Consider the following 25,170-nt stretch of genomic DNA (forward strand, 5'->3'; position numbering starts at 1 on the left):
TCTTTCGGTTAGAAACTCAGAGATGTTCTTCACTAAAGATTTCGTATAAGGCTTACACCATCCCTTATTCGCTAAGACTACCTTCAAATAGCTACTCTTCTCTTCACAGTAATAATATATACAGTTTATTAAGATTCTACATCAATTTACTAAGCTTTGCAACTTTTATTTATTCATTTCCACTTTCATAAGATGCAACTAATTGAGATGGAAAGTTTAACATCTGTGCATCTTTAACTATTCTCTTATACTCATATTCAATTTCTTTGAACTTTACATCTATATTTTTATCTTCATTTATATTTATTATACAATAAGTAGCATTAGGTCTGCCTATTTTTGGTTTACCTACGCTTCCTACATTTATAAATGTTTTATTATTAAATTTTTTATATGATGGAATATGAGTATGAGCACATACTAGAATATCTTCTTCTAAGTTTTCCATAACTTTTTTAGTCTCATTACTATCTTCGAAAAGATATTCATTTATTCTATTAGGACTTCCATGAGTAAATTTAATCTTTATCCCCTTAATATCATAGTTTAGTTCTGTTGGTAATTCTGATAAGTAATATTTATTTGAAGCACGAACTTCTTCAGATGCCCAAGGCAATGCAAAGGAGTTAATGGAAGTGTCTCTTATAAAGGTGAAAGCCCCATCCACTATAGAAGCGTCGTAATTACCCTTTATGCAAGGTATTTCTCTTCTTTTAATTAGTGCTACTACTTCATTTGGGTGAGGACCATATCCAACTAAATCTCCAAGACAAACTACTAAATCAACTCTTTCATCATCTATATCCTCTAAAACCTTCATTAGTGCATAAATATTCCCATGTATATCTGATATGGCAGCTATTTTCATAAGTAATCCTCCTTAATAAATATAATTAATTATAGCACTAGTAATTATTCATATAAAGTGATTCTTATCTTCAGGTGGAGTTTTCTTAAAAAGTAGAGAATCAAAATATTGTATTTTGTGTGAATCACTTTCACAGAGTACAGGATGTTTACTCCATCTGAAGGTTAGAAGAACTAATCCAGGCGCGTAGCAGTGCTTAGCTCCCACTTATAGAAGAGGGAGTATTAGCAATGGTAGCGATCGGATAAATACATATGAGTGGTAATTTTTATTGAATTTTTATTTCTTTTTTAAAAGAAAAGTATTAGGATAAAGAAAAGAAGGTTTGCAAATAGCTAATATAATATTCATAGTATTTTATTAATAAGTTATTATACATATGGTTTAATTAGTAATTAACATATTTATAGGTTTATAAAAGTAATAACTATTATGTAAGTAAAATCATATAAATTGGAAACAGTGATTTTTAAGTTTTTATTTAAGTTTTAAGGAAATTTGTTACCTTAAATATTTTAAATATAACTTAATAAAATGTATAATATAACTTATAACTTATATACTTATATAATTAAATAGAGGTGAAAAAATGAAGATAGATAGAGTTAATAATGTATTAAGAGAAATGGAAAAGCAAGGTTTAAGTCAGATGCTAGTGTCATCACCACCAGCTATATTTTATTTAACTGGTAAGTGGTTTTCACCAGGAGAAAGATTAGTTACTTTATACTTAAATACTAAAGGAAGTCATAAGCTTATTGTTAATAAGTTATTCCCAGTTTACGAAGACTTAGGAGTAGACTTAATTTGGTACACAGATATAGAGGATCCAATACAAATATTATGCACAGTTGTGGAGAAAGAAGAAGTTATAGCTGTGGATAAAAATTGGCCAGCACATTTCTTAATTAGACTTATGGAAAATAAGGGAGCAAAGGCTTTTGTTAATGGTTCTCCTATTATTGATAGATTAAGAATGATTAAAGATGCCGAAGAAATAGCTTTAATGAAAAAGTCATCAGAAATTAATGATAAAGTTATGCTAGAACTTTGGGATAACTTAAAAGAAGGAAAGACTGAAAAGTACTATGCAAGTCTTTTAGCAGAAATTTATGAAAGCCATGGAGTAAATGAATTTTCATTCCCGCCAATAGTAGCTGTTAGTCCTAATGGAGCTGATCCTCATCATCATTCAGATAAAACTCCAATAAAGAAGGGGCACAGTATAGTAATTGATATTGGGGGAGTTTACAATTCATACTGCTCAGATATGACAAGAACTGTATTCTTTGGAGAAGAGCCAAGTGAAAGACATGCAGAAGTTTATAATACAGTTAAAGAAGCTAATTTAAGTGCTATAAGAAAAGTAAAAGCAGGAGTTAAGTTCTCTGAAATAGATAAGGCTGCTAGGGATTATATAGAGAATGCAGGTTATGGAGAATACTTTACTCATAGAACTGGTCATAGCATAGGAATAGAAGATCACGACTTTGGAGATGTAAGCTCAACTAACAATGAAGAAGTAAAAGAAGGAATGGTATTCTCTATAGAACCAGGAATATACCTAAAAGACGATATTGGAGTTAGAATAGAAGACTTAGTATTAGTAACTAAAGATGGATGTGAAGTACTAAACTCAGTAACTAAAGACATAACAATAATTAAATAAAAAAATTGAGCTGTCCTAAAGACGGCTCAACTTTTATTTTTTAAAACTCCGAAAGGAGTTTTTTCATTAATTCTTCATTATACATTCTTCATTTTTCATTGTGCGATAGCACCTATATTACTTCAATTATTTTATTCATTAATGAAGTGAATTTTTCTTTTACCATATTAGAAGTCTCAACTACTTCTTCATGATTTAATGGTTGATCTAGTATTCCAGCAGCCATATTAGTTAAGCATGAAATACCAAGAACCTTCATTCCAGAGTGAGCAGCTATTATAACTTCAGGAACTGTAGACATTCCAACAGCATCAGCTCCAAGAACTCTAGACATTCTTATTTCAGCAGGAGTTTCATATGTAGGACCGCTAAACATCATATAAACACCTTTCTTTATATCGATGTTTAATTCTTTAGCTACATCTTCTGCCTTCTTAATAAGTTCAGGAGTATAAGCACTAGACATATCAGGGAATCTTGGACCGAATTCCTTAAGATTTGCTCCTATTAGTGGATTATCTCCAGAGAAGTTAATTTGATCATTTATTATCATTAAGTCTCCTGGCTTAAAGCTTGTATTTACAGCACCAGCAGCATTAGTTACTATTAGTTTTTCTACTCCAAGAAGCTTCATAACTCTTACTGGGAAAGTAACTTCACTTAAATGGTATCCTTCATAAAAGTGGAATCTTCCTTGCATTGCTATAACAACTTTTCCATTAAGCTTACCAATAACTAATCTTCCTGCATGACCTTCTACAGTAGATACAGGGAAATGAGGTAGTTCTTCATAAGGGAAAAATTCAGGTTCTTCTATAGAATCAGCTAAAGAGCCAAGCCCAGAACCTAAAATTAAACCAATTTCAGGCTTATATTTAGACTTTTCTAGAATGAAATCAGCAGCAACTTTAATTTTTGTTGATAAATCCATATATTACACCTCTTATAAGTTTTATTTTGTAACTTAAATATAACTTAGTTTAATGAAAAGATAAAGGAAATTTAAATAATATTTTTTAAATGCGAAGCATTTAAAATGAAAAATGAAAAAATGAAGGAATGAAAGAATGAAGGAAGGAGGTTTTGCATAGCAAAACCTCCTTTATTCTAAAGGGATTCCTATAAAAAAATTGAAAAGAATTTTTATAAGCATTCTTTCATTTTTAAATTTTTTCATTCTTTAATTATTTAAAATGATGTCTGCAACCTTAACTACATCTCCAGCACCTACAGTTAAAACAATATCATCTTTTTCTACTTTAGATTTTAAGTAAGCTGCAGCTTCCTCATGACTATGAACATTTATACACTTAAGACCAGTGGCTCTAATTGCATCTCCTAATTCATCAGATGAAACAAGTCCTGTATCTTTTTCTCTTGCTGCATAGATGTCCATAAGTAGCAGTTCATCTGCTTCATTAAAGCAAGTAGTGAAGTCATCAAATAAAGTTTTTGTTCTAGTGTAGGTATGAGGTTGGAATACTGCATAGATTTTGTTATTAGGTATTAACTTAGCAGTATCTAATGTAGCTTTTATTTCAACTGGATGATGAGCATAATCATCTATAATAGTAGCTCCATTAAATTCACCCTTATATTCAAATCTCTTGTGAGCACCCTTACATTCTTTTAATCCTTCAATGATAGATTCGTATGGAAGGTTAAATATTAAGCCAACAGCTATAGTTGATAAGGCATTTAATACATTATGCTTACCAGTTGTGCTTAAAGTCACTTCAAATAAGTCTTTGTTGTCCTTATTTACAGTAAAGGTAGCACAACCCTTATTATCAAATCTGATATTAGTAGCTCTAATATCACCTTCATTAATTCCGTATCTGATAACATTACATTTAGCTTTATCTAATACTTCTTTTACATTATCATCTTCACAGTATCCAATTAAATATCCGTCTTTAGGAATTATATTAGAGAATTTCTCGAAAGTTTCTTTTATATGATTTAAGTCTCTATAATAATCTAAGTGATCAGCATCAATATTTAAGATAATACCTATATATGGATAAAATTTTAAGAATGATTCCTTATATTCACATGCCTCAGTTAAGAAGTATTCGCTATCACCTATTTTAAAGTTACCATCAATAACATCTAATTCTCCACCCACTAAGATAGTAGGGTCTAAATCAGCTTTTAAAGTTACATGAGATAACATTGAAGTACACGTAGTTTTTCCGTGAGTACCTGCAACAGCAACGTTGAACTTATGTCCTTTCATAATTAATCCTAAGAATTCAGCTCTATCTACTAAGGTAATGTTTTTATCCTTAGCTTCAACTATTTCAGGATTATCTGAAGGTATAGCAGCTGTATAAACTACTAAGTCAACATCTTTTAAGTTTTCTCTATTGTGACCTATGTAAATTTCAGCACCTTCAGTTTTTAGCTTATTAGTTAATTCTGATTCCTTAGAATCAGAACCAGATACTTTAAAACCTTTAGTAAGTAAAAGTGCTGCAAGACCACTCATGCTTATTCCACCAATTCCTATAAAGTGGACTTTTTTATTTATATCTCTATTAAGATCGAATAACAAAATATCAACTCCTTTATTATTGAAAACAACATATTAATTTATTTCAAATAGGTTTCACTTTATAATTATATACAAATTTAAGAAAATGAACACATTAAAAAGCTATATATTCAATAATTTAGGTGATTTTTACGAAAAACTTCTGTGGGAAAGATTAACAATACAACTTATTTGCTTTGTAAATGATTAAAACCTATTGATATTGAGAAAAATATAGAATAAAATATGAATATTAGTATGATTAAATTTAAAAATAATTCGGAAAATTTTACAGATGTAGGTGATTAATTTTGGAAAAGTTAAGTAGAAATAGTAGGGTTGTTGCCATTACCAAAATATTAACTGAAAACCCTAATAAGGTTATTGGCCTTAATAAGTTTTCAGATTTATTAAATGCTGCTAAATCAACCATAAGTGAAGATATAGTTATAGTTAGAGAAATTTTAGAAAAGTTAGAAATGGGGAAGGTTGAAACTATCGCAGGAGCAGCTGGAGGAATTAAGTATATTCCAGGGATAGAAAACGAAAGCAGAAAAAAGTTTGCTGAAGATTTATGCGAAATGTTAAAGGATGAAAGTAGAATAATACCAGGTAACTTTATTTATATGACAGATTTAATGTATAATCCACAAATTATAAGTAAAGCTGGAGTTATTTTATCTTCTGTTTTCTGCAATAAGGAAGTTGATTATGTAGTTACAGTAGAAACTAAGGGTATTCCTTTAGCTTATGAAGTAGCAAGAAATCTAGGTATCCCACTAGTTATTATAAGAAGAGATAACAAGGTTACAGAAGGATCTACAGTTACTATTAACTATGTATCTGGAACTAGTGGAAGAATTCAACAGATGTCATTATCTAAGAAATCAATGAAGGCAAAAAGTAAATGTATATTTATAGATGATTTCTTAAGAGGTGGTGGAACTGCTGAAGGAATTAAGGATTTATTAAAAGAGTTTGAAAGCGAACTTATAGGTATTGGAGTGCTAGTTGACAATATAAGTGTTGCTCAAAAAAGAGTAGATGACTATATTTCAATTGTAGAACTTAAACACTTAGGAGAGTCGAAAAATTTAGAAGTGAAGCCTTCAAATTTGATTTTTGAATAGAATAAGGAAAGAAAACTACAATAAAGTTGCAAAATTTATTAAAAAATTAAAAAAATTTTAAAAAGTTTAAAATTTCAAGAGGATTTTTACAAATTTTATAGAATTTAATATCTATCAGAGCAACGGAGGTGTAGTGCAATGACAATAACTGATGTAAGAATTAGAAAGATAGCTTCAGATGGAAAAATGAAAGCTATAGTTTCTGTTACATTTGACAATGAGTTTGTAGTTCATGACATTAAAGTAATCGAAGGGCAAAATGGATTATTTATAGCAATGCCAAGCAGAAAGACACCAGATGGAGAGTTTAAGGATATAGCACATCCTATAAACACAGACACTAGAGAAAGAATTCAAACATCAATCTTGGAAGCTTATGAAAAGGCTAAGGTTGAAGATGAGTCAGAAACAATCGTTGGATAATGTAAGAAAAAAGAGTATATTGCAAAATTATAATAAAAATAATTTTGCAATATACTAAATGGTTAAATAGTTATTAAGATTAGGAATGTTTCACAAGTAACAAATAATTTGTGAGACAGGCCTTTTTTTGCATACAAGGGTTTAATTAAGAATTCTGGCATTATATAGGGATAAATAAGGTTGAAATACTGACTTTAATACAATATAATAGAATGAGATGTTCACGAACGTTTTTTAAAAAAGTTACAAATTTGTCCTTAACATTTGACAGTGAGGTGTGTTTTTATGTATAAATGTTCATTAATATTAGCAGCGGGCCAAGGAAAAAGAATTAAATCAGATTTACCTAAGGTTTTACATAAAGTTGCTGGTAAAGAAATGGTTAATCATGTTATTGATACAATGAGAAAAGCTAGCATTGAAGATATAAATGTTATTATAGGTAAGGGAGCGGAGCTTGTAAAAGAAAAGACAGCTTCTAGAAATATAAGTTATTCCTTACAAGAAGAGCAACTAGGTACAGGTCATGCTGTAAAGTGTGCTATTGATTTCCTAAAGGGAAAGAAAGGTGTAGTTGGAGTATTTGCAGGAGATGCACCTTTAATTAAATCAGAAACAGTAGAAAAATTATTTGATTTACACGTTTCAGGTAACAACGCAGCTACTTTATTAACTTCAATAGTTGAAGATCCAACAGGATACGGTAGAGTTGTTAGAAATGGCGATGATGTATTAAAGATAGTTGAGCATAAGGACTGTAATGAAGAAGAGCTTAAAATTAACGAAATGAATGCAGCTATTTACTGCTTTGATATAGAAAGTTTATTAAACTCTCTTGAAAAGTTATCTAATGATAACAATCAAGGTGAATATTATTTAACAGATGTTATAGGAATACTAAAAGAAGAAGGCAAGAAAGTAGGAGCTATAGAGATAGATTATGAAGAAACTATAGGTGTAAACTCTAGGGTGCAACTTGCTGAGGCAGAAGAAATATTAAGACAAAGAATTAACTTAAAACATATGGAAAATGGAGTTACAATAATAGATCCAAGGTCAACGTATATAGGTGATGATGTAGAAATAGGTAAGGATACTATTATTTATCCAGGGAATGTCATTGAAGGTAATACTAAAATAGGTGAAGGGGTTACATTATATCCAAATTCACGCATAGTAAATAGTATTATTTTAAATAATGTAGAAATTCAATCTTCAGTTATAATAGATAGTAAAATCGGGGAAAGTACCACTGTTGGACCATTTGCTTATATAAGACCTGAGTCTGTAATAGGTGATAATGCAAGAATAGGTGATTTTGTTGAAATTAAAAAATCTACTATAGGAAATAATACTAAGGTATCTCACTTAACTTATATAGGAGATGCTAAGGTTGGAGAAAACTGTAATTTTGGATGTGGAACAGTTGTAGTAAATTACGATGGAAAAGATAAGCATACAACAGTTATAGGAAACAATAGTTTCATTGGATGTAATACTAATTTAGTTTCACCAGTTAAAGTAGAAGATAATACTTATATTGCAGCAGGTTCAACAATAGTAAATGACGTGAAAGAAGGAGAACTTGCAGTAGCAAGGGCTAAACAAAGAAATATTGAAGGTTGGGTTAGTAAGAGAAAACTTACTGATAAAAAATAATATATAAGTTGCAATAAAGTTTTTACATTTTATTAATTTATACATCATATTAAAACGTTAATAAATTGAAATAGCTTGACAACTTATATAAAAATTAAAAGATAGATGCTTTCAATATTATGTAGTTTACTTTAAAAGTATTTTTTACTTAAAGTAACATAAGTATTAAAAATGTAGATTACTTATTGAAACATATATATTAATAAACAAAAGTGCCAAAAATATTAAGGAGGTCCTCATATAATGATAACCCATGGAAAAGATATAAAGATATTTACTGGAAACTCACATCCAGAATTAGCAAAAGAAATTGCAGACATTTTAGGATTGCCGCTAGGTAAGGCTAAAGTTTCTACATTTAGTGATGGAGAAATATCAGTTGATATAGGAGAAACAGTAAGAGGGGCAGATGTTTTCATAGTACAATCAACAAGCTCACCTGTGAATAATAACCTTATGGAACTATTAATAATGATAGATGCCTTTAAGAGAGCTTCAGCAGGAAGAATAACAGTTGTTATGCCATACTATGGATATGCAAGACAAGATAGAAAGGCTAAATCAAGAGATCCAATTACTGCAAAGTTAGTAGCAGACCTTTTAACAGCATCAGGTGCACATAGAGTATTAACTATGGACTTACATGCAGCACAAATTCAAGGATACTTTAATATACCTGTAGATCATTTATTAGGATCACCAATATTAAGCCAATACTTCCTTGACAAAGGATTTGATGATAAAGATGATGTTGTAGTTGTATCACCAGACTTAGGTAGTGTTACAAGAGCTAGAAAGTTTGCTGATAGATTACATGCTCCAATAGCAATCATTGATAAGAGAAGACCTAAAGCTAATGTTTCAGAAATAATGAATATAATTGGTGAAGTAAAAGGCAAGAGATGTATCTTAATAGATGATATGATAGATACAGCAGGAACTATTGCAAATGCTGCAAATGCTCTTAAGGACTTAGGAGCTACACATGTTTATGCATGTTGTACTCATGGAGTTTTATCAGGACCAGCTTTTGAAAGAATAAATAATTCAGCGATAGAAGAATTAGTTATGCTAAATACTATAAAGTTACCAGAAAAAGATGATTTAGTTAAGTTTAAAGCATTATCAGTGGCTCCTTTATTCGCAGAAGCAATTAAGAGAATTTACGATGATGAACCAATAAGTAAGTTATTTGAAGTTTAATACATATTAGGATAAAAAGCCTCTAAAAAGCACAAACTTTTTAGAGGCTTATTAATTATAAGAAAAGGAAAAACCAGTTAATAATCTGTTACAAATATTAATTATTATTTATAATTTATTTAAAAGCACTCATATTATTTTTAAATGAATTATAATAAAAACAAGGATGGTGTTAATATGGATAATAAGTTTGGAAAGATATTAATAGTAGATGATGATGAGAATATATGCGAAGTTATAAATATGTACTTGGTAAGTGCAGGATATGATACAAAAAGATGCAATAATGGAAGAGAAGCTTGCAATTTATTTACTGAATACAAGCCAGATATAGTATTGCTAGATATAATGCTCCCGGGTATGGACGGAATAGAAGTATTAAAATGGATTAGAAAAAATAATGAAATACCTGTAATTATGCTTACAGCTAAAGGTGATACCTTTGATAAGGTATTAGCATTAGAAATTGGTGCTGATGATTATATAGTAAAGCCCTTTGAACCTAAAGAATTATTAGCTAGAGTTAAGGCGGTTATGAGAAGATACAACTATGATGAAAAGGATACAGAACTAATAACTCTTTCTGATTTAACGGTAGATTCAGCTTCATACAATGTAGTATATAAAGGCGAAGAAATAAAGATGCCACCAAAGGAATTTGAACTTCTTCATTATTTAGCAAGTAATAAAAATAAAGTTTTTACTAGAGAGCAATTGCTTTGCGAAGTTTGGGGATATGATTATCCAGGAGATTCAAGAACTGTTGATGTACATATTAAGAGATTAAGAGAAAAAATCAATGGTGGAGAGAACTGGCAAATTGAAACAGTTTGGGGAGTAGGATATAAATTTGAGGTGAAATAGATGAGGAAAAAGGGGCTAATTTATAAGTTATTACTTACTTTTTCCTCTATTACTGCAGCAGTTATGATTTTAGTAGGAATGTTTTTATCTACTTGGATAAATAGAGAGTACTCTAGGCAAGAGTCAGAAAGAGCTGCAAAATATATAGAAATTGTAGAAGAAGCTACTTCTGAATTTTTAAATAAAAATAATGAATTAGGCTATGAAGATTTAAAAAATACTATGAAAATTATCAAGGTATCTGTAGACATGGATTCTATAATTGTAGATAAGCAGGGATATGTTTATACAGTTTCAGATGAAAGATTAGATTATCTAAAGTATTCAAAGTTAGATATTAAAGATAGTGATATGGAATTATTAAAATCAGGACAGACGCTTCAACATAATTTTATAAGAAGAGACGATGAAATTAAGGGTAAGGCATACTTAAGGCCTTTATTTAGTAATAATAATTTTAATGGAGTAATTATATTAACTAAGCCTATATCATCTGTAAACACTTCAAATCTATATACTATTATATGGCTTTCAGTTTTAAGTGCAGTTATATTGTCTAGTATAGTAGCCTATCATTTTGCTAAAAAAATATTAATTAAACCTTTATCTGAAATTAATAATGCAGCTAAAAAGTTAGCACAAGGTGAAGTGGAAAAAAGAGTTTATATAGATTCTCAAGATGAGATAGGAGATCTTGCTGAATCCTTTAATATAATGGCTGAATCACTAGAGAAGGTAGATACTGTTAGAAGAGAATTTATATCAAATGTATCTCATGAGATTAGATCCCCAATTACTTCAATTAAGGGATTTATTACTGGAATTATTGATGGAGTAATTCCAAGGGATAGAGAAAATTATTACTTAAATATAGTTAATGATGAAGTAAGTAGACTTTCAAGACTAGTAACAGATTTACTGGATATATCATCTATGGAATCTGGGAAATTTAATCTTAACATTATAAAGATGGATATAAATGAAATAATAACACTTTGTACTTTAAATTTAGAAGGAAAAATAAAAGAAAAGAATATTAAGGTAGACGTTATATTTAATAAAAATCATGAATACTGCCTAGGTGATAGAGATAGGATTATTCAGGTTGTTACTAATATTTTAGAGAATGCTATTAAATATGGAAGGGAGCAAGGGGGTAGAATTCAAATTGAAACCTATGCTAAGGGAGATCACATATATGTAAGCATTTTTAATAATGGACCTAATATTCCAAGAGAAGATATCAATAAAATTTGGGAAAGATTTTATAAAACTGACAAATCAAGAACAAATAAAGTTAGTACAGGTCTAGGATTATCTATAGTAAGGCTTATATTAACTCAACATAACCAAGACATATGGGTTAATAATATTCCAGATAAAGGGGTTAAATTTACTTTTACTCTAAAAAGAGAAGAAAAATAGATAAAGTATTGTAAGGGGTGATGAGGATGAAATATGATGAAAATTTAAATGAAAATGAAGATTTATATGATGATAATCGTCCTCCAATACGATTTAAAAGAAAAAAGGCTAAGTCTAACTTAATTATATTTTTTAAAAGTATTAGTTTATTCTTTATAGTTGGAATATTTGGAGCTTTGTCTGCAGGTATATTAGTTGAGTTTAAATATAATAATTTAAATAGGGTTCTGAAAGAAAGAAGCAATATTATCTTTGATTATTCTACTCTAATAAACAATGTTAAGGACTCAATAGTAACTATTGCCTCAGATAAGAATTATTTAACAGAAAATAGGTATATTGAAGGGAATTCTACAGGGATTATAGTAGAGAGTAACGGAAGAATACTAACTAGCTATTCTAAAGTAAAAGAAATGAAAGATATTTACGTTAAGGTTCCAGGAGCAGGGAATGATCCAATAAAAGCAGATATAGTAGTTTTTAATGAGGATATAGATGTAGCAATAATTCAAATAGTTTACAATGGTAAGCTAAAACCTATTAAGATTGCCTCAAAAGAAGAGAAAATTGTAGGTGGAAGAATTACATTAATTAGTAACTCTGTAGGAGATAGTTACGTAGATAATGTTATACCTGGAATTATAACTTCAATTAACAGAAGCATGGAAGTAAATAATACAGAGTATAGTTTAATGGAAGTAAATACACCTATTACAGAAGTTAACACAGGTGGACTTATATGTAATTTAAAAGGAGAACTTATAGGATTTGCTAGTAAGAAGGTAAATGATGCTATGAACAGAAAGGATATGTACTATATAGCTGATTTTACATCATTAGATGATATTATTAAATCTACTAATGAAATAAAAGATATATTAGGAATTATTGAAGGTGGCTTTAGTGAAAATGAAGATCTTGATGATGAAATAGGATTGTATGTGATTAGAATAAAAAAAGATAGTTCATCTTATAAAGCTGGATTAAGGCCTACCGATATAATATTAGAGATAGATGGGCATAATATAAGTGATATTAATGAAATATATGGCATATTAGATAAAAAGAATAATAATGATATACTTAACTGCAAAGTTATGAGATCAGGAAAAATAATAGAATTAAAAATACAATTAGACAACATAAAAAAATAGTAACTCTTTAGTTGCTATTTTTTTTAAAGGACTTTTATTATTGTAAAAAACTAGTATAATAATAAATATGCCAAATAAACAATAGGAGGAAAGAGCTATGTTTTTAGTTGTAGGCCTTGGCAACCCAGGGGATAAGTATGATGGAACTAGACATAATATTGGATTTGAGACTATAGATTACATTGCAAGCAAGTATAATATAGATGTTACTAGGGTAAAATTTAAAGGTGTAATTGGAGAAGGATTTATAGGGGGAGAGAAGGTTATACTTTTAAAGCCAACAACATATATGAATTTAAGTGGAGAAAGTGTTAGGGAAGCAATGAGCTTCTATAAGTTATCAGAAGAAGATATCATTATAATTTATGATGATATTAGCTTAGAGGTTGGTAAAATAAGAATAAGAGAAAAAGGAAGTGCTGGTGGGCATAATGGAATTAAAAGCATAATTTCAAATATAAACACAGATGTATTCCCAAGAATAAAGATTGGTGTAGGACAACCAACTGGTGATTTAGTCTCTCATGTTTTAGGAAGATTTAGCAAAGAAGAAGCAGAAGACTTAAAGGAAGTTATAGAAGTTTCTTCAAAAGCTGTTGAAATAATAATGAAAAGTGGAACAAAAGATGCAATGAATAAATTAAATGGATTTAAGCTGTCAAAAAATGCGTAGTAAGGATGGTGTATTTTAATGAGATTAAAGGGAGTATTGCAGCCCTTAAGTGAAAACTCTACTTTTAATGAAATAATATCTAGCATTAAAAATAAAAAATATCCAATCAGTATAAATGGATTATCTGATTCGGGTAAAAGTTATGGAATATATGGTATTTTTGAAAAGATAGATTCCTCCATGGTGATATTAACTCACAGTGACATGGAGGCTAAAAACATATATGAGGACCTAAGTTTTTATACAAATGATATATATTATTTTCCTGCAAAGGAAGTGGTTTTTTACAATATAGATGCTATTTCAGGTGATTTAAGATGGGCTAGGTTAAAAGTAATAAAAGAGATGATGAAGGATTCTAAGAAGATAATAGTAACTTCAATAGATTCTCTTACTTCAGTCTATACACCTAGAGCATTATTTGAAGAATATAATTTTGAATTAAAGGTTGATGATGAAGTTGATTTTAAAGCTCTATCTCAAAAGTTATTAGAATGTGGATATGAAAGAGTTGAAGCTGTTGAAGGTAAGGGAGAGTTCTCCTTAAGAGGTGGAATATTAGATGTTTTTCCACCAACGACTACTTATCCATATAGAATAGAGCTTTTTGGTGACACTATAGACTCTATAAGAACTTTTAATACTGAATCACAGAGAAGTATTGAAAAGGTTGACATGATGGAAGTGTTTCCTGCTAAAGAAATTATATTAAATGAAGAAGCCCTAAATAGAGGAAAAGAAAGCATCTTAAAGGAATTTGAAGAAATTAAGGGTAAGGGAAGTTCTGATAAGGAGAGGATAGAAAAGCTTGAAAAAATAGTAAAAGCTAATATAGAAGCCTTAACTGAATTGCTTACTTTTGAAACTGTAGATAGTTATTTGCCATACTTTTATGAAAAACCAAATAGCTTTTTTGACTATGTGAAAAATTATACATATGTCGTAGATGATATTAAAAAATGTGAAGGTAAACTAGAGAGTTGTTACTTTGAGTTTATTGAGAATTATGAAGCTTTCCTACAAAGGGGAGGTGTTTTGCCGTCTCAAAATAGACTTTTAATAGATAAGAATGATTTATTAGAAAGATTAGATAATCAAAAAGTTATAACTTTAGATGTTTTTGAAGCTAATAGCAATTTCTTATCACCTATTTCAAAATATAATATTAATGCATTAACATTAAATAGTTATCAAGGGCAATTAGATTTATTAATTGAAGATATTAAGGAAAAGAAGGAAAAAGGATTTAAAACTATTATCTTATCTGGTACAAGAACAAGGGGAGAAAGACTTGTAAATACATTAAGAGATAGAGAAATAGAGAGTTCTTACAGAGAAGATATACAATCTATAGAGTTTGGAGAAGTAGTTATTACTTTTGGCAATCTTTTAAAGGGTTTCGAGTATCCAGATTTAAAAATATGTATTATATCAGATAAAGACGTATTTGGAGAAGCTAAAAGAAAGATTTCTAAGAGAAAGAGCCAGAAAAAAGGCGTAGGAAAAATAAAGAGCTTTGCAGAATTAAAGCTTGGGGATTATGTAGTACATGCAAATCATGGAGTTGGTGTGTATAAAGGGATTAAGCAAATTGAAGTAGGGGGACATAAGAGGGATTACTTAGATATAGTTTATGATAAAGGTGATAAGCTATATGTTCCTGTAGATCAATTAGATTTAGTTCAAAAATATATAGGTAGTGAAGGAAAAACTCCTAAGGTAAATAAATTAGGAAGTAATGAGTGGACTAAAGCTAAGGCAAAAGTTAAGAAATCAATAAATGAAATAGCTGAAGATTTAGTTAAGTTATATGCTACAAGGGCTACTCTTAAGGGATATAAGTTTAGTAAAGATACTGAATGGCAAAGACAGTTTGAAGACGAGTTCCCATTTGAAGAAACTCCAGACCAATTAACATCATTAGAAGAAATAAAGGCAAATATGGAATCAGATAAGCCGATGGATAGACTTTTATGTGGTGATGTTGGATATGGAAAAACTGAAGTTGCAGTAAGAGCAGCATTTAAAGCAGTAATGGATGGAAAGCAGGTGGCTTTCTTAGTTCCAACTACTATTTTAGCAGAGCAACATTATAAAAATATGCTTAAAAGATTCTCAGACTTCCCAGTTAAGATTGATATGATTAGTAGGTTTAGAAGTGCTAAGGAACAAAAACTTACATTACAGGCAGCTAAGGAAGGTAATGTTGATATAGTTATTGGAACTCATAGATTAGTTTCCAAGGATATAGTATTTAAGGATTTAGGTCTATTAATAATAGATGAAGAACAAAGATTTGGAGTTGCTCAAAAAGAAAAAATTAAGAGTTTAAAGAAGAATGTAGATGTATTAACTTTAAGTGCTACGCCGATTCCAAGAACTCTTCACATGTCCTTAACTGGAGCTAGAGATATTTCTGTTATAGAAACACCTCCAGAAGAAAGATATCCAATACAAACTTATGTAGTTGAACAAAATGATCAGCTTGTTAGAGATGCTATATTGAGGGAAGTGAATAGAGAAGGTCAAGTTTATTATGTTTATAACAGAGTTGATAGCATAGATGCTATGGCTAGGTATATTAGTGAACTAGTTCCTGAGTGTAAAGTTGGAATAATACATGGGCAGATGACTGAAAGACAGTTAGAAAAAGAAATGATTAGTTTTATGAATAGGGAATATGACATCTTAGTATGTACAACTATTATAGAAACTGGAATAGATATACCTAACGTTAATACTATGATAATTCACGACTCTGACAAAATGGGATTATCCCAGCTATACCAATTAAGAGGTAGAGTAGGAAGATCCAATAGAATAGCTTATGCATATTTTATGTACACTAAAGATAAGGTTCTTACAGAAGTAGCTGAGAAGAGGCTTAAGGCCCTTAAGGACTTTACAGAGCTTGGATCAGGATTCAAAATTGCCATGAGAGATTTAGAAATAAGAGGAGCAGGAAATATGATGGGCTCAGCTCAACATGGGCATATGGCAGCTATAGGTTATGATTTATACTGTAGGATGTTAGAAGATACTATTAAGATAGTTAAAGGTGAGATTGAGAAGGAACCAATTGAAACAACAGTAGATATTAAGGTTGATGCATATATACCTGGCACCTATATTGAGGATGAAATTCAAAAAATTGAGGTTTATAAAAAGATTGCTGCAATAGATGGACTAGATGATTATATGGATATTAAAGCAGAGCTTGAGGATAGATATTCAGAAATTCCTGATCCAGTATATAATTTAATGGATATAGCTTATATAAAGGGTAGGGCAAAACAGCTTTCTATAGAAGAAGTTAAAGAAATGCCAAAGGAAATAAGATTTATATTTGCTGATGGAGCAAGTAATATAAATAATATATATAAGAATTTGTTAGAAAACTATAAGGATAAGGTATTCTTAATGTTTGGAGAAAAGCCATATTTTGCAGTAAGATTATCAGAAATCAAAAAAGAAGGTATGCTAGGACTATTTAAAGAGATGCTAGACAACCTAATTAAAAATATTTAAAGCTAATATAAAAAATTGAATAACTGACACAATATTGATATACTATTGATGTAGAATTAAAGGGATTGAAACAAATTATATAGAAATGAGGGAACATCATTGATTAGAATTAAAAAATTAATAGCTGTGGGAGCACTAAGTATTTTTGCTTTTTCAGCAGTAGGTTGTGAAATGATTCAAAGAACGCCGGAATCAATTAAAAAAACAGTTTTAGCTAAGGTTGGGGATTTAAAAGTTACAAGAGGAGAAGTTGATGAAATAGCAGATCCTTATTTAAGCCGATATGGTGAAGATTATGAAACTAATCCTGATTTAGCAGAACAAGTTAAAGAATTAAGAACTCAAGCTTTAAATCTTTTAGTTGAACAAAAAATGATGCTTAAAAAAGCAGAAGAGCTAGGATTAGAGCCTACTCAAGAAGAGATAGATGCTGGTGTTACAGAATATATTGAAGGTTTAAAAGAACAACTAGGTGGAGAAGAAGCCTTTACTAAAGCTTTAGAAGATATTGATTTAACTTTAGAAGAATATACAGCTAAGTTAAATGAGAGTATTAAAGTAAATCTTTCAACAAATAAAGTTACAGAAGAAATATTTAAGGATATAAATACTACAGATGATGAACTAAAGACTTACTATGATGAGCATTTAGATAGCTTTAGAGAAGCTAATGTATCACACATTCTAATTAAGGATGAAGCAAAGGCTAAGGAAATAAGAGAAAGGGCTGTTAATGGTGAAGATTTTGCAGCTTTAGCTAAGGAATTCTCTGAAGATCCTGGAACTAAAGAAAATGGTGGTAGTTTAGGTGTTACAACTTATGATACAACAAAGTATGTTACAGAATTTACAGAAGGCTTTAAGAAATTAAAAGAAGGTGAAATTTCTGATCTTGTAAAAAGCACTCATGGATATCATATAATTAAAGTTACTGATTATAAAGAAAAGTCATTTGATGAATCTAAGGAAACTATAAAGTCTACTTTAGAAAATGAAGAGAAAAATGAAATATATACAACTACTATAGAACAATGGAAAAAAGATCTTAAAGTTAAAACATACGAAAAAAGACTTTAATTAATAATTAATAAGAAAAACTTAGGGAAACCTGAGTTTTTCTTGTTAAAATGCGAGGAATCTTAAAATGAAAAAATTAAGGTAATGAAAGAATGAAGGAAGAGGTTTTGCTATGCAAAACCTCTTTTATTTATAATCATTCTTTCATTTTTTAATTTTTTCATTCTTTCATTAATAAAATGCAGCGCATTTTATTACTTGGAGCTTGCGAGGTCAGGTCAGACGAGCATAATATGTTAAAAACTCCTACTTAATTTAATATAAAATATATATTATTATAAATTTTGGTTATATGGGTATAAAATTTCTAAGTAGTCAAATAATAATATTGCAACTAATTATTATAAATGTAAGGAGGTATCTCGGAATAATGAAAGCAACAGGGATAGTTAGACGAATTGATGACTTAGGAAGAGTTGTTATACCAAAAGAAATAAGAAGAACTTTAAGGATCAGAGAAGGAGATCCTTTAGAGATTTTCACTGATAGAGAAGGTGGAGTAATATTAAAGAAATACTCACCTATTGGAGAATTAACTGACTTTTCAAAGGAATATGCTGAAAGTTTACAACAAGCAATAGGACATATTGTTTTAATCGCAGATAAGGATGCTTTTATTTCAGTTAGCGGTGCTTCTAAAAAGGACTATATCGAAAGAAAGGTAAGTTCAGAATTAGAAGAAATAATGGAAGAAAGAAAGGCTGTTTTAATAACAGAACAAAATAAAGCAATTCCATTACATAACGATGAAGAAGGTGGAAATTACGTAAGTCAAGTTATATCACCTATAATAGCTGAAGGCGATGCAATAGGTGCTGTTATTATACTATCTAAGGAGTCAGGAGAAAAGCTTGGAGAATTAGAGTTAAAGCTTGCAGAGACAGCTTCTTCTTTCTTAGGAAAGCAAATGGAACAATAGAACTAATTAATAAAATATAAAGTTATCAATAAAAGTAATAATACCTCTAAACTTAAAATAAAAATTTATTAACAGCAATTTAAGTTTGGAGGTATTTTATGAAGAAACAATCATTAATAAAGGCAAGTTTAATTTTAGGAATAGCAGGAATAGTTGCAAGGTTTTTTGGATTATTCTTTAGGTGGCCGCTGATTATGCTTATTGGTGATGAAGGTGTTGGGTATTATCAAATGTCATACCCTCTATATATGTTTTTCGTTGCAATGGCTTCAGGAGTTCCTGTAGCAATTTCAAAAATGATATCAGAAAAGAAGGCTAAGGGAGATATAGAAGGTATATTTGTAATAGTAAAAGAATCTACATTGTTAATGATGCTACTTGGAGTTGGTACAACCCTTATATTATTCTTTTTTGCTAAACCTATTATAAGATTTGTTCAGTGGGATATGAAATCATATTATGCATTACTTGGAATATCCTTTGCACCTTTTATCATTTCTATAATGACTATTTATAGAGGGTTCTTCCAGGGGCTTCAAAACATGACTCCTTCAGGAGTATCACAGATTCTAGAGCAGCTTGGTAGAGTGGTAATTGGAGTAGGACTTGCTATTTTCTTATTACCTAAAGGAATTGAATTTGCAGCAGGGGGAGCAGCTTTTGGTGCAGCAGCAGGAGGAGTAATAGGTGCAAGTTACCTTTATGAAAAATATAAAAAAGTAAAAAAGGAAATGTGGAATAAGCGGGTTAAGAGCAATCCTGAAGTACTATCTTCGATTTTAAGAATAGCCCTGCCCATATCTTTAGGTGCTACAGTAGGAACTATTATGAGTTTAATAGATTCTATACTAGTTCCACAAAAGCTCCTACAATCTGGCTTAACATCAGAAATGGCAACAGTTCTATACGCTCAACTAACAGGAAAAGCAAATGTAATTACTAATATACCATTAACGTTGTCAATGGCGTTAGGGACAGCTTTAATTCCTATCATAGCAGAAAACTATATAATGAATAGAAGAAAAGATGTACAAGATAAGGTTCAACTATCTATTAAGTTATCAATGCTTATAGCGATGCCATGCACTCTTGGACTATATTTTCTAGCAGGCCCAATTATGATGGTTATATTTCCCGGGAAATATGATGGCATATTAATTCTTAAGTATTTATCAATATCTGTGCCATTTATTATAATAACGCAAACTACTACATCTATAATGCAGGGTATAGGTCATTATATAAGACCAATAATTAATTTGTTTATTGGCTGCATAGTTAAAGTTGTATTGACTTATTTATTAGTTCCTATTCCAGAGATAAATATATATGGAGCTGTTATTGCCAGTATAGCTGCATATATTATAGCTACTGTATTAAATATGATATCTATAAAAAGAAAGCTTAGACTTAGCTTAAATGTAATTCAAACTTTTATTAAACCAATTATTGCATCTGTAGTTATGATAATAATATCCTTATTCTCCTATTCTTTTGTATATAATAAAACTGGAAGTAATACTTATTCTTGCTTAATAGCTATATTTTTAGGTATTATTATATATGGAATACTAATATTAACTTTAAGAATATTTAGTATAGATGATATAAAAAATAGGATAGTAAAAAATTAAAGATAAGGAGAGATCCTAATGATAAAGATAATAGGTTTAGGACCTGGATCACCAGAAGCTTTAACTATTGGAGCTGTTAAAGCATTAGAAGAAGGAAAAAATGTTTTTTTTAGAACAGGAAAACATCCTTCTATTGATTACCTAAAAGATAAAATTAGTGAGTTTAAAACATATGACCATTATTATGAGACATCAGAAAATTTTGACGAGGTTTATGATAATATAGCTAAAGATATAATTAATAACTATAAGGAAAGTGAAGAGTTAGTTTATGCAGTTCCTGGACACCCTTTAGTTGCTGAAAAATCAGTATTTAATTTAATATCTTTATGTGAAGAAAAGGGAATTAAATATAAGATATATCCGGCAGTAAGCTTTATAGATTCTATGATGGATATGCTAAAGATAGATCCTATAGAAGGACTTAAGATAATAGATGCTTTTGATATTAACAATCAAGTCCTAGACAAAAGAGTAGGAACGATAATAACGCAAATTTATAATCCTATAATAGCTTCTGAAGTTAAACTTAAGCTTCTTGAATACTATAATGATGAAACAGAAATAATATTTGTTAGAGATGAAGATATAAATAGCAGAGATTCTGTAAGAAAAATTCCATTATATGAGCTTGATATGCAAGAGGATATAGATTATTCAACATCAATTTATATACCAAGGAATGAAGATAATAGAAAAGATTTTAATGATTTAGTTGAGATTATAGATATACTAAGGGGAGAAAATGGTTGCCCATGGGATATGGAACAAAGTCATGAAAGTATCAAGAATCAAATTGTTGAAGAGGCTTATGAAGTTGTTGAAGCAATAGAAAAAGATGATATTGATGGGTTAATAGAAGAACTAGGAGATGTTTTACTACATGTAATTTTCCATGCTTCCATAGGAAAAGATGATGGATATTTCAATATTTCTGATGTTATAGGAGCTATTTGCGAGAAAATGATTTATAGGCATCCACATGTCTTTGGAGATGTTAATGTAGAAAATAGCGGAGAGGTCTTAGTAAATTGGGAAGAGCTTAAGAAAAAGGAAAAAGACTTTGAAACTATTACAGACGAAATGAATGGAATAGCTAGAACACTGCCTTCTTTAATTAGAGCGAATAAGGTTCAGAAAAAGGCTGCAAAGGTAGGCTTTGACTGGGATAGAGTTGAAGATGCTGCTTTGAAAGTTGAAGAAGAATTAAAAGAGGTATTAGATGTATATAAATCCAATAATAAGGAGAAAATAAAAGGTGAGGTAGGAGACTTGATCTTTGCATGTGTTAATATAGCAAGACTATTAGACATAGATGAGGAAGATGCTTTAAATTTAACTATTAAAAAATTTATAAATAGATTTTCTTATATAGAGGAAACAGCCATTAAAAGTAATAAAAAATTAGCCGAAATGACTTTAGAAGAAATGGATGAAATATGGGAAAAAGCAAAAAGTGAAGAAAATAACAAAAAATAAGAAGGATTTATAAGTTTTTTGAAGAATAATATATATTGGTTTATACTATACTATAAATAACTTATTGTAAGAAATAGCTTTTATAACAAAATATTCATCAAGTTATAGACTAGTTCTAAAAGTCGATATATAATAAGAGAATGTAGTTATAGTACATATTTGAAGAAATAGTTAACTACTAAAATATACGGGTTATTTAAGGAGGATGTAATTGTGAATAAAGCAGAATTAATCACTAGCATGTCAGAAAAAAGTAAATTAACTAAGAAGGATGCAGAATTAGCATTAAAAGCATTCATCGAAAGCGTTGAAGAAGCTTTAGAAAAAGGTGAAAAAGTACAATTAGTTGGATTCGGTACTTTCGAAACTAGAGAAAGAGCTGCAAGAGAAGGAAGAAATCCAAGAACTAAAGAAACAATCAATATCCCAGCTTCAACTGTTCCAGTATTTAAAGCTGGTAAAGAATTCAAAGAAAAAGTTAATAAATAGTATATTAAGAACCCGAGTGTACTCGGGTTCTTTTAATAAATAGAAATATAAGGAGAGAAAGATGAGATTAGATAAATACCTTAAAGTATCTAGAATTATAAAGAGAAGAACTGTTGCAAAGGAAGTTTGTGAGGGGGAGAGAGTATCTATAAATGGCAAAGTTGCTAAACCTTCTACCACTATAAAAGAAGGAGACATTATAGAAATTAAATTTGCAAATAGATCCTTAAAGGCAAGAATAATTAATATTGCAGAGCATGTTAAAAAAGAAAATGCGAAAGAAATGTACGAGATTCTTGAAGGGGAAGAAGATAAAGAATAAATAGAAGGTCTCTTTCATATATTTTTATAAAGAATATGTGGAGGAGATTAAATGGAAAAGAAGAATGAGAATAAGCTTGAAGAACCAAGAAGTAATATAGTTTTAGAAAGTAGAAAAAAATTAACCCTAACAGGGGTTGAGGAAGTTATAAGTTTTGATGATGAAAAGATATTATTAAATACAAAACTAGGATTTTTAACGATAAAGGGATCTGAACTAAAAATGAATAAGTTAGATGTTCAGAATGGTGATGTGATAATAGTAGGAAATACAGCCTCCATAGTATATAGCAGTAAAGAAGTTAAAAAAGAAAAAGAAAGTATAATAAGTAAATTATTTAAGTAGGTGAAAGTATGCCGTTACCTATTAATGTACAATTTAACATAGTTTTATATTCTATTTTATCAGGCATATTAATTGGAGTGTTATATGATTTATATAATATAGTAAGAGGAGCAAAGGTGCCTAAAATAATTATTATGGTTGAGGACATATTATTTTGGATATTTACATCACTTGCTGTATTTACTTTTTTACTTTATATGAACTATGCTTTCTTAAATCCTTATGTATATGTATTTATGATTGTTACTTTAGTAATTTATTTAAAATTTATTAGTCCAATGGTTTTGAAAATAGAACTTTATCTAATTAGCGTATTTGGAAAAGCTATAAGAATAGTATTTAAGACGGTAATTTATCCAGTTAAGGTGATTTTTTATAGTATTTCAGGAAAAAAGTAGATAAAATCAGTAACAATAAAAAAAATCTTGAATAAAGTATATATAGTGTTTAAAATATATTATATAATATATTTTAAAGAGGGTGAGGGCAATTAAAAAGCAAATTACTCTTAAAAGATTAGTTATAGTTTTGATTTTTGCAATTTTTGTTTTTAATTATATTAAACAGGAAGTTACAATTAAAAGGATAAAAGAGGATATTGTTAATAGTCAAGAACAATTAGATGAGCTTAAAAGTAAAAATAGTAAATTAGAGGCAGATCTTATAAAGGCTGGTTCTAATGAATATTTTGAGGAACAAGCGAGGAAAAGACTAGGGATGATTAAAGAAGGAGAAAAAGTTGTGAATTCCCAAAAGCAAAATTGATAAATATGTTTTAAAACTATTAAAAAGAGGTTATTATTATAAATAACATATATTATTTAATTTTTAAGGAGGAATCTTTGTAGCATGACCTTGATGGCAGGAAACATATTAGAAGGTACAGTGGTTAATATAACTAGTTTTGGAGCTTTCGTAGAAATAGAAGGTAAAACAGGGCTGGTTCACATTTCAGAAGTGGCAGATTCATTTGTTAAGGATATTAGACAACATCTTAACGAGCAAGATAAGGTTAAGGTTAAGGTAATATCAATAGATGATAATGGGAAGATTAGCTTATCAATAAAACAAGCTAATGTTCAAAAAAAATCAGCTAAGCCTGTTGAAATAGATTGGGTTTCAGAAGGTAAGAAGACTAGTACAAATACAGGAAATTTTGAAGATATAATGTCAAGGTTCTTAAAGGATAGTGAAGAAAGAATGCAAGATGTTAAAAAGAAACAAGATTTCAAATCTAAAGGTGGAAGAAAAAATTAATAATTATTAATTAGACATCATATAAATTTAATATATAAATCTATATAAAAGGCTGATATCATTGAGCATATTAGCCTTTTATAATTAGATTAAAATTAAACTTATAAAAAAATGAAAAAAAGATGTTGACACTATATAAAACATCATATATAATTAATTTTGTCGCTGAGGGGCGACGGAAAATAATACGCTGAAGTGGCGGAACAGGCAGACGCACAGGACTTAAAATCCTGCGGTAGCGATACCGTACCGGTTCGATTCCGGTCTTCAGCACCAAGCTAAATTCAACTTATAATGTCGCGGGGTGGAGCAGTTGGCAGCTCGTCGGGCTCATAACCCGAAGGTCGTAGGTTCAAGTCCTGCCCCCGCAACCAAAAATGTGGCGGAATAGCTCAGCTGGCTAGAGCACTCGGTTCATACCCGGGGTGTCGTAGGTTCAAGTCCTATTTCCGCTACCATATGCTGAAGTGGCGGAACAGGCAGACGCACAGGACTTAAAATCCTGCGGTAGCGATA

The 25,170-nt window shown here is 29.8% G+C and carries 23 protein-coding genes, 3 tRNA genes and 1 other annotated feature (1 of these 27 only partly in view); of the genes, 23 read left to right on the forward strand and 3 right to left on the reverse strand.

Translation table 11 applies throughout. The annotated features are described in order from the left end of the window. Positions 1-116: a binding site (T-box leader), on the reverse strand (it extends 135 nt beyond the left edge of the window). 53 nt (positions 117-169) lie between these two features. Beyond that, a complete protein-coding gene (locus tag E5347_RS15385; protein WP_136008110.1) occupies positions 170-868 on the reverse strand; it encodes a metallophosphoesterase family protein in 699 nt (232 codons plus the stop codon). A gap of 589 nt (positions 869-1,457) precedes the next feature. Between E5347_RS15385 and E5347_RS15390 the strand changes: the two genes are divergently transcribed. Then, positions 1,458-2,537 carry a M24 family metallopeptidase gene (locus E5347_RS15390; protein WP_136008111.1) on the forward strand — a complete coding sequence of 360 codons (1,080 nt, stop codon included), beginning with the start codon at positions 1,458-1,460 and terminating at the stop codon, positions 2,535-2,537. A 112-nt stretch (positions 2,538-2,649) separates the two neighbouring features. Here E5347_RS15390 and E5347_RS15395 read toward each other — a convergent pair whose 3' ends face one another. Further along, complete coding sequence (locus E5347_RS15395) at positions 2,650-3,468, reverse strand: purine-nucleoside phosphorylase (protein ID WP_136008112.1); 819 nt, start codon at positions 3,466-3,468, stop codon at positions 2,650-2,652. A gap of 249 nt (positions 3,469-3,717) precedes the next feature. Then, positions 3,718-5,094: a UDP-N-acetylmuramate--L-alanine ligase gene (gene murC, locus E5347_RS15400; protein WP_136008113.1), complete on the reverse strand. Its 1,377-nt coding sequence runs from the start codon at positions 5,092-5,094 to the stop codon at positions 3,718-3,720. 290 nt (positions 5,095-5,384) lie between these two features. On the opposite strand from murC, the gene purR reads away from it, so the two are divergent. The 22 genes from purR to E5347_RS15510 all read left to right on the forward strand — a co-directional run bounded on the left by purR (position 5,385) and on the right by E5347_RS15510 (position 25,112). Further along, a complete protein-coding gene (gene purR / locus E5347_RS15405) occupies positions 5,385-6,203 on the forward strand; it encodes a pur operon repressor (RefSeq protein WP_136008114.1) in 819 nt (272 codons plus the stop codon). A 138-nt stretch (positions 6,204-6,341) separates the two neighbouring features. Continuing rightward, positions 6,342-6,626: a septation regulator SpoVG gene (gene spoVG / locus E5347_RS15410; protein ID WP_136008115.1), complete on the forward strand. Its 285-nt coding sequence runs from the start codon at positions 6,342-6,344 to the stop codon at positions 6,624-6,626. 285 nt (positions 6,627-6,911) lie between these two features. Then, positions 6,912-8,285 (forward strand): bifunctional UDP-N-acetylglucosamine diphosphorylase/glucosamine-1-phosphate N-acetyltransferase GlmU, encoded by a 1,374-nt coding sequence (gene glmU / locus E5347_RS15415; protein WP_136008116.1) that lies wholly within the window; start codon positions 6,912-6,914, stop codon positions 8,283-8,285. A gap of 243 nt (positions 8,286-8,528) precedes the next feature. Then, positions 8,529-9,488, forward strand: a complete 960-nt coding sequence (locus E5347_RS15420; protein WP_136008117.1) for a ribose-phosphate diphosphokinase — start codon at positions 8,529-8,531, stop codon at positions 9,486-9,488. Positions 9,489-9,665: 177 nt separating this feature from the next. After that, entirely contained in the window at positions 9,666-10,352 is a 687-nt protein-coding gene (locus E5347_RS15425; protein ID WP_136008133.1) for a response regulator transcription factor, read from the forward strand. Beyond that, positions 10,353-11,777 carry a sensor histidine kinase gene (locus tag E5347_RS15430; RefSeq protein WP_136008118.1) on the forward strand — a complete coding sequence of 475 codons (1,425 nt, stop codon included), beginning with the start codon at positions 10,353-10,355 and terminating at the stop codon, positions 11,775-11,777. A gap of 26 nt (positions 11,778-11,803) precedes the next feature. Then, a complete protein-coding gene (locus tag E5347_RS15435; RefSeq protein ID WP_243109801.1) occupies positions 11,804-12,931 on the forward strand; it encodes a S1C family serine protease in 1,128 nt (375 codons plus the stop codon). A 97-nt stretch (positions 12,932-13,028) separates the two neighbouring features. Further along, the gene (gene pth / locus E5347_RS15440) at positions 13,029-13,604 is read left to right on the forward strand and encodes an aminoacyl-tRNA hydrolase (RefSeq protein ID WP_136008120.1); all 576 of its coding nucleotides are present in this window, start codon (positions 13,029-13,031) and stop codon (positions 13,602-13,604) included. A gap of 18 nt (positions 13,605-13,622) precedes the next feature. Then, positions 13,623-17,132, forward strand: a complete 3,510-nt coding sequence (gene mfd / locus E5347_RS15445; protein WP_136008121.1) for a transcription-repair coupling factor — start codon at positions 13,623-13,625, stop codon at positions 17,130-17,132. A gap of 99 nt (positions 17,133-17,231) precedes the next feature. Next, a complete protein-coding gene (locus tag E5347_RS15450; RefSeq protein WP_136008122.1) occupies positions 17,232-18,209 on the forward strand; it encodes a peptidylprolyl isomerase in 978 nt (325 codons plus the stop codon). A 370-nt stretch (positions 18,210-18,579) separates the two neighbouring features. Then, complete coding sequence (gene spoVT / locus E5347_RS15455; protein WP_136008123.1) at positions 18,580-19,128, forward strand: stage V sporulation protein T; 549 nt, start codon at positions 18,580-18,582, stop codon at positions 19,126-19,128. A 98-nt stretch (positions 19,129-19,226) separates the two neighbouring features. Beyond that, positions 19,227-20,762, forward strand: a complete 1,536-nt coding sequence (locus E5347_RS15460; protein WP_136008124.1) for a putative polysaccharide biosynthesis protein — start codon at positions 19,227-19,229, stop codon at positions 20,760-20,762. Between the two features lie 18 nt (positions 20,763-20,780). Continuing rightward, the gene (mazG, locus tag E5347_RS15465) at positions 20,781-22,241 is read left to right on the forward strand and encodes a nucleoside triphosphate pyrophosphohydrolase (protein ID WP_136008125.1); all 1,461 of its coding nucleotides are present in this window, start codon (positions 20,781-20,783) and stop codon (positions 22,239-22,241) included. Positions 22,242-22,454: 213 nt separating this feature from the next. Then, positions 22,455-22,730 carry an HU family DNA-binding protein gene (locus E5347_RS15470; RefSeq protein WP_016206851.1) on the forward strand — a complete coding sequence of 92 codons (276 nt, stop codon included), beginning with the start codon at positions 22,455-22,457 and terminating at the stop codon, positions 22,728-22,730. 61 nt (positions 22,731-22,791) lie between these two features. Beyond that, positions 22,792-23,052, forward strand: coding sequence for an RNA-binding S4 domain-containing protein (locus E5347_RS15475; RefSeq protein ID WP_136008126.1), 261 nt, complete (start codon positions 22,792-22,794; stop codon positions 23,050-23,052). Positions 23,053-23,103: 51 nt separating this feature from the next. Continuing rightward, entirely contained in the window at positions 23,104-23,397 is a 294-nt protein-coding gene (yabP, locus tag E5347_RS15480; protein WP_136008127.1) for a sporulation protein YabP, read from the forward strand. 8 nt (positions 23,398-23,405) lie between these two features. Beyond that, positions 23,406-23,795, forward strand: coding sequence for a spore cortex biosynthesis protein YabQ (gene yabQ / locus E5347_RS15485; RefSeq protein ID WP_136008128.1), 390 nt, complete (start codon positions 23,406-23,408; stop codon positions 23,793-23,795). Positions 23,796-23,877: 82 nt separating this feature from the next. Further along, positions 23,878-24,162 carry an FtsB family cell division protein gene (locus tag E5347_RS15490; protein WP_243109802.1) on the forward strand — a complete coding sequence of 95 codons (285 nt, stop codon included), beginning with the start codon at positions 23,878-23,880 and terminating at the stop codon, positions 24,160-24,162. 84 nt (positions 24,163-24,246) lie between these two features. Further along, positions 24,247-24,654, forward strand: coding sequence for a S1 domain-containing RNA-binding protein (locus E5347_RS15495; protein WP_136008129.1), 408 nt, complete (start codon positions 24,247-24,249; stop codon positions 24,652-24,654). Positions 24,655-24,843: 189 nt separating this feature from the next. Next, positions 24,844-24,930, forward strand: a tRNA-Leu gene (locus E5347_RS15500). A 22-nt stretch (positions 24,931-24,952) separates the two neighbouring features. After that, positions 24,953-25,028, forward strand: a tRNA-Met gene (locus E5347_RS15505). A 7-nt stretch (positions 25,029-25,035) separates the two neighbouring features. Then, positions 25,036-25,112, forward strand: a tRNA-Met gene (locus E5347_RS15510). The last annotated feature ends 58 nt before the right edge of the window (positions 25,113-25,170 follow it).

Origin of the sequence: Clostridium sartagoforme, assembly GCF_004794105.1 — a bacterium.
GTDB classification, from domain to species: Bacteria; Bacillota; Clostridia; order Clostridiales; family Clostridiaceae; genus Clostridium; species Clostridium sartagoforme_B.

Coding starts and splice junctions, on each gene's coding strand:
- yabP (WP_136008127.1), top strand. CDS start 23,104: ATGGAAAAGAAGAATGAGAATAAGCTTGAAGAACCAAGAAGTAATATA.
- glmU (WP_136008116.1), top strand. CDS start 6,912: ATGTATAAATGTTCATTAATATTAGCAGCGGGCCAAGGAAAAAGAATT.
- E5347_RS15420 (WP_136008117.1), top strand. CDS start 8,529: ATGATAACCCATGGAAAAGATATAAAGATATTTACTGGAAACTCACAT.
- E5347_RS15385 (WP_136008110.1), bottom strand. CDS start 868: ATGAAAATAGCTGCCATATCAGATATACATGGGAATATTTATGCACTA.
- E5347_RS15460 (WP_136008124.1), top strand. CDS start 19,227: ATGAAGAAACAATCATTAATAAAGGCAAGTTTAATTTTAGGAATAGCA.
- E5347_RS15390 (WP_136008111.1), top strand. CDS start 1,458: ATGAAGATAGATAGAGTTAATAATGTATTAAGAGAAATGGAAAAGCAA.
- E5347_RS15425 (WP_136008133.1), top strand. CDS start 9,666: ATGGATAATAAGTTTGGAAAGATATTAATAGTAGATGATGATGAGAAT.
- E5347_RS15475 (WP_136008126.1), top strand. CDS start 22,792: ATGAGATTAGATAAATACCTTAAAGTATCTAGAATTATAAAGAGAAGA.
- E5347_RS15495 (WP_136008129.1), top strand. CDS start 24,247: ATGACCTTGATGGCAGGAAACATATTAGAAGGTACAGTGGTTAATATA.
- spoVG (WP_136008115.1), top strand. CDS start 6,342: ATGACAATAACTGATGTAAGAATTAGAAAGATAGCTTCAGATGGAAAA.
- E5347_RS15435 (WP_243109801.1), top strand. CDS start 11,804: ATGAAATATGATGAAAATTTAAATGAAAATGAAGATTTATATGATGAT.
- pth (WP_136008120.1), top strand. CDS start 13,029: ATGTTTTTAGTTGTAGGCCTTGGCAACCCAGGGGATAAGTATGATGGA.
- yabQ (WP_136008128.1), top strand. CDS start 23,406: ATGCCGTTACCTATTAATGTACAATTTAACATAGTTTTATATTCTATT.
- mfd (WP_136008121.1), top strand. CDS start 13,623: ATGAGATTAAAGGGAGTATTGCAGCCCTTAAGTGAAAACTCTACTTTT.
- E5347_RS15395 (WP_136008112.1), bottom strand. CDS start 3,468: ATGGATTTATCAACAAAAATTAAAGTTGCTGCTGATTTCATTCTAGAA.
- E5347_RS15430 (WP_136008118.1), top strand. CDS start 10,353: ATGAGGAAAAAGGGGCTAATTTATAAGTTATTACTTACTTTTTCCTCT.
- spoVT (WP_136008123.1), top strand. CDS start 18,580: ATGAAAGCAACAGGGATAGTTAGACGAATTGATGACTTAGGAAGAGTT.
- mazG (WP_136008125.1), top strand. CDS start 20,781: ATGATAAAGATAATAGGTTTAGGACCTGGATCACCAGAAGCTTTAACT.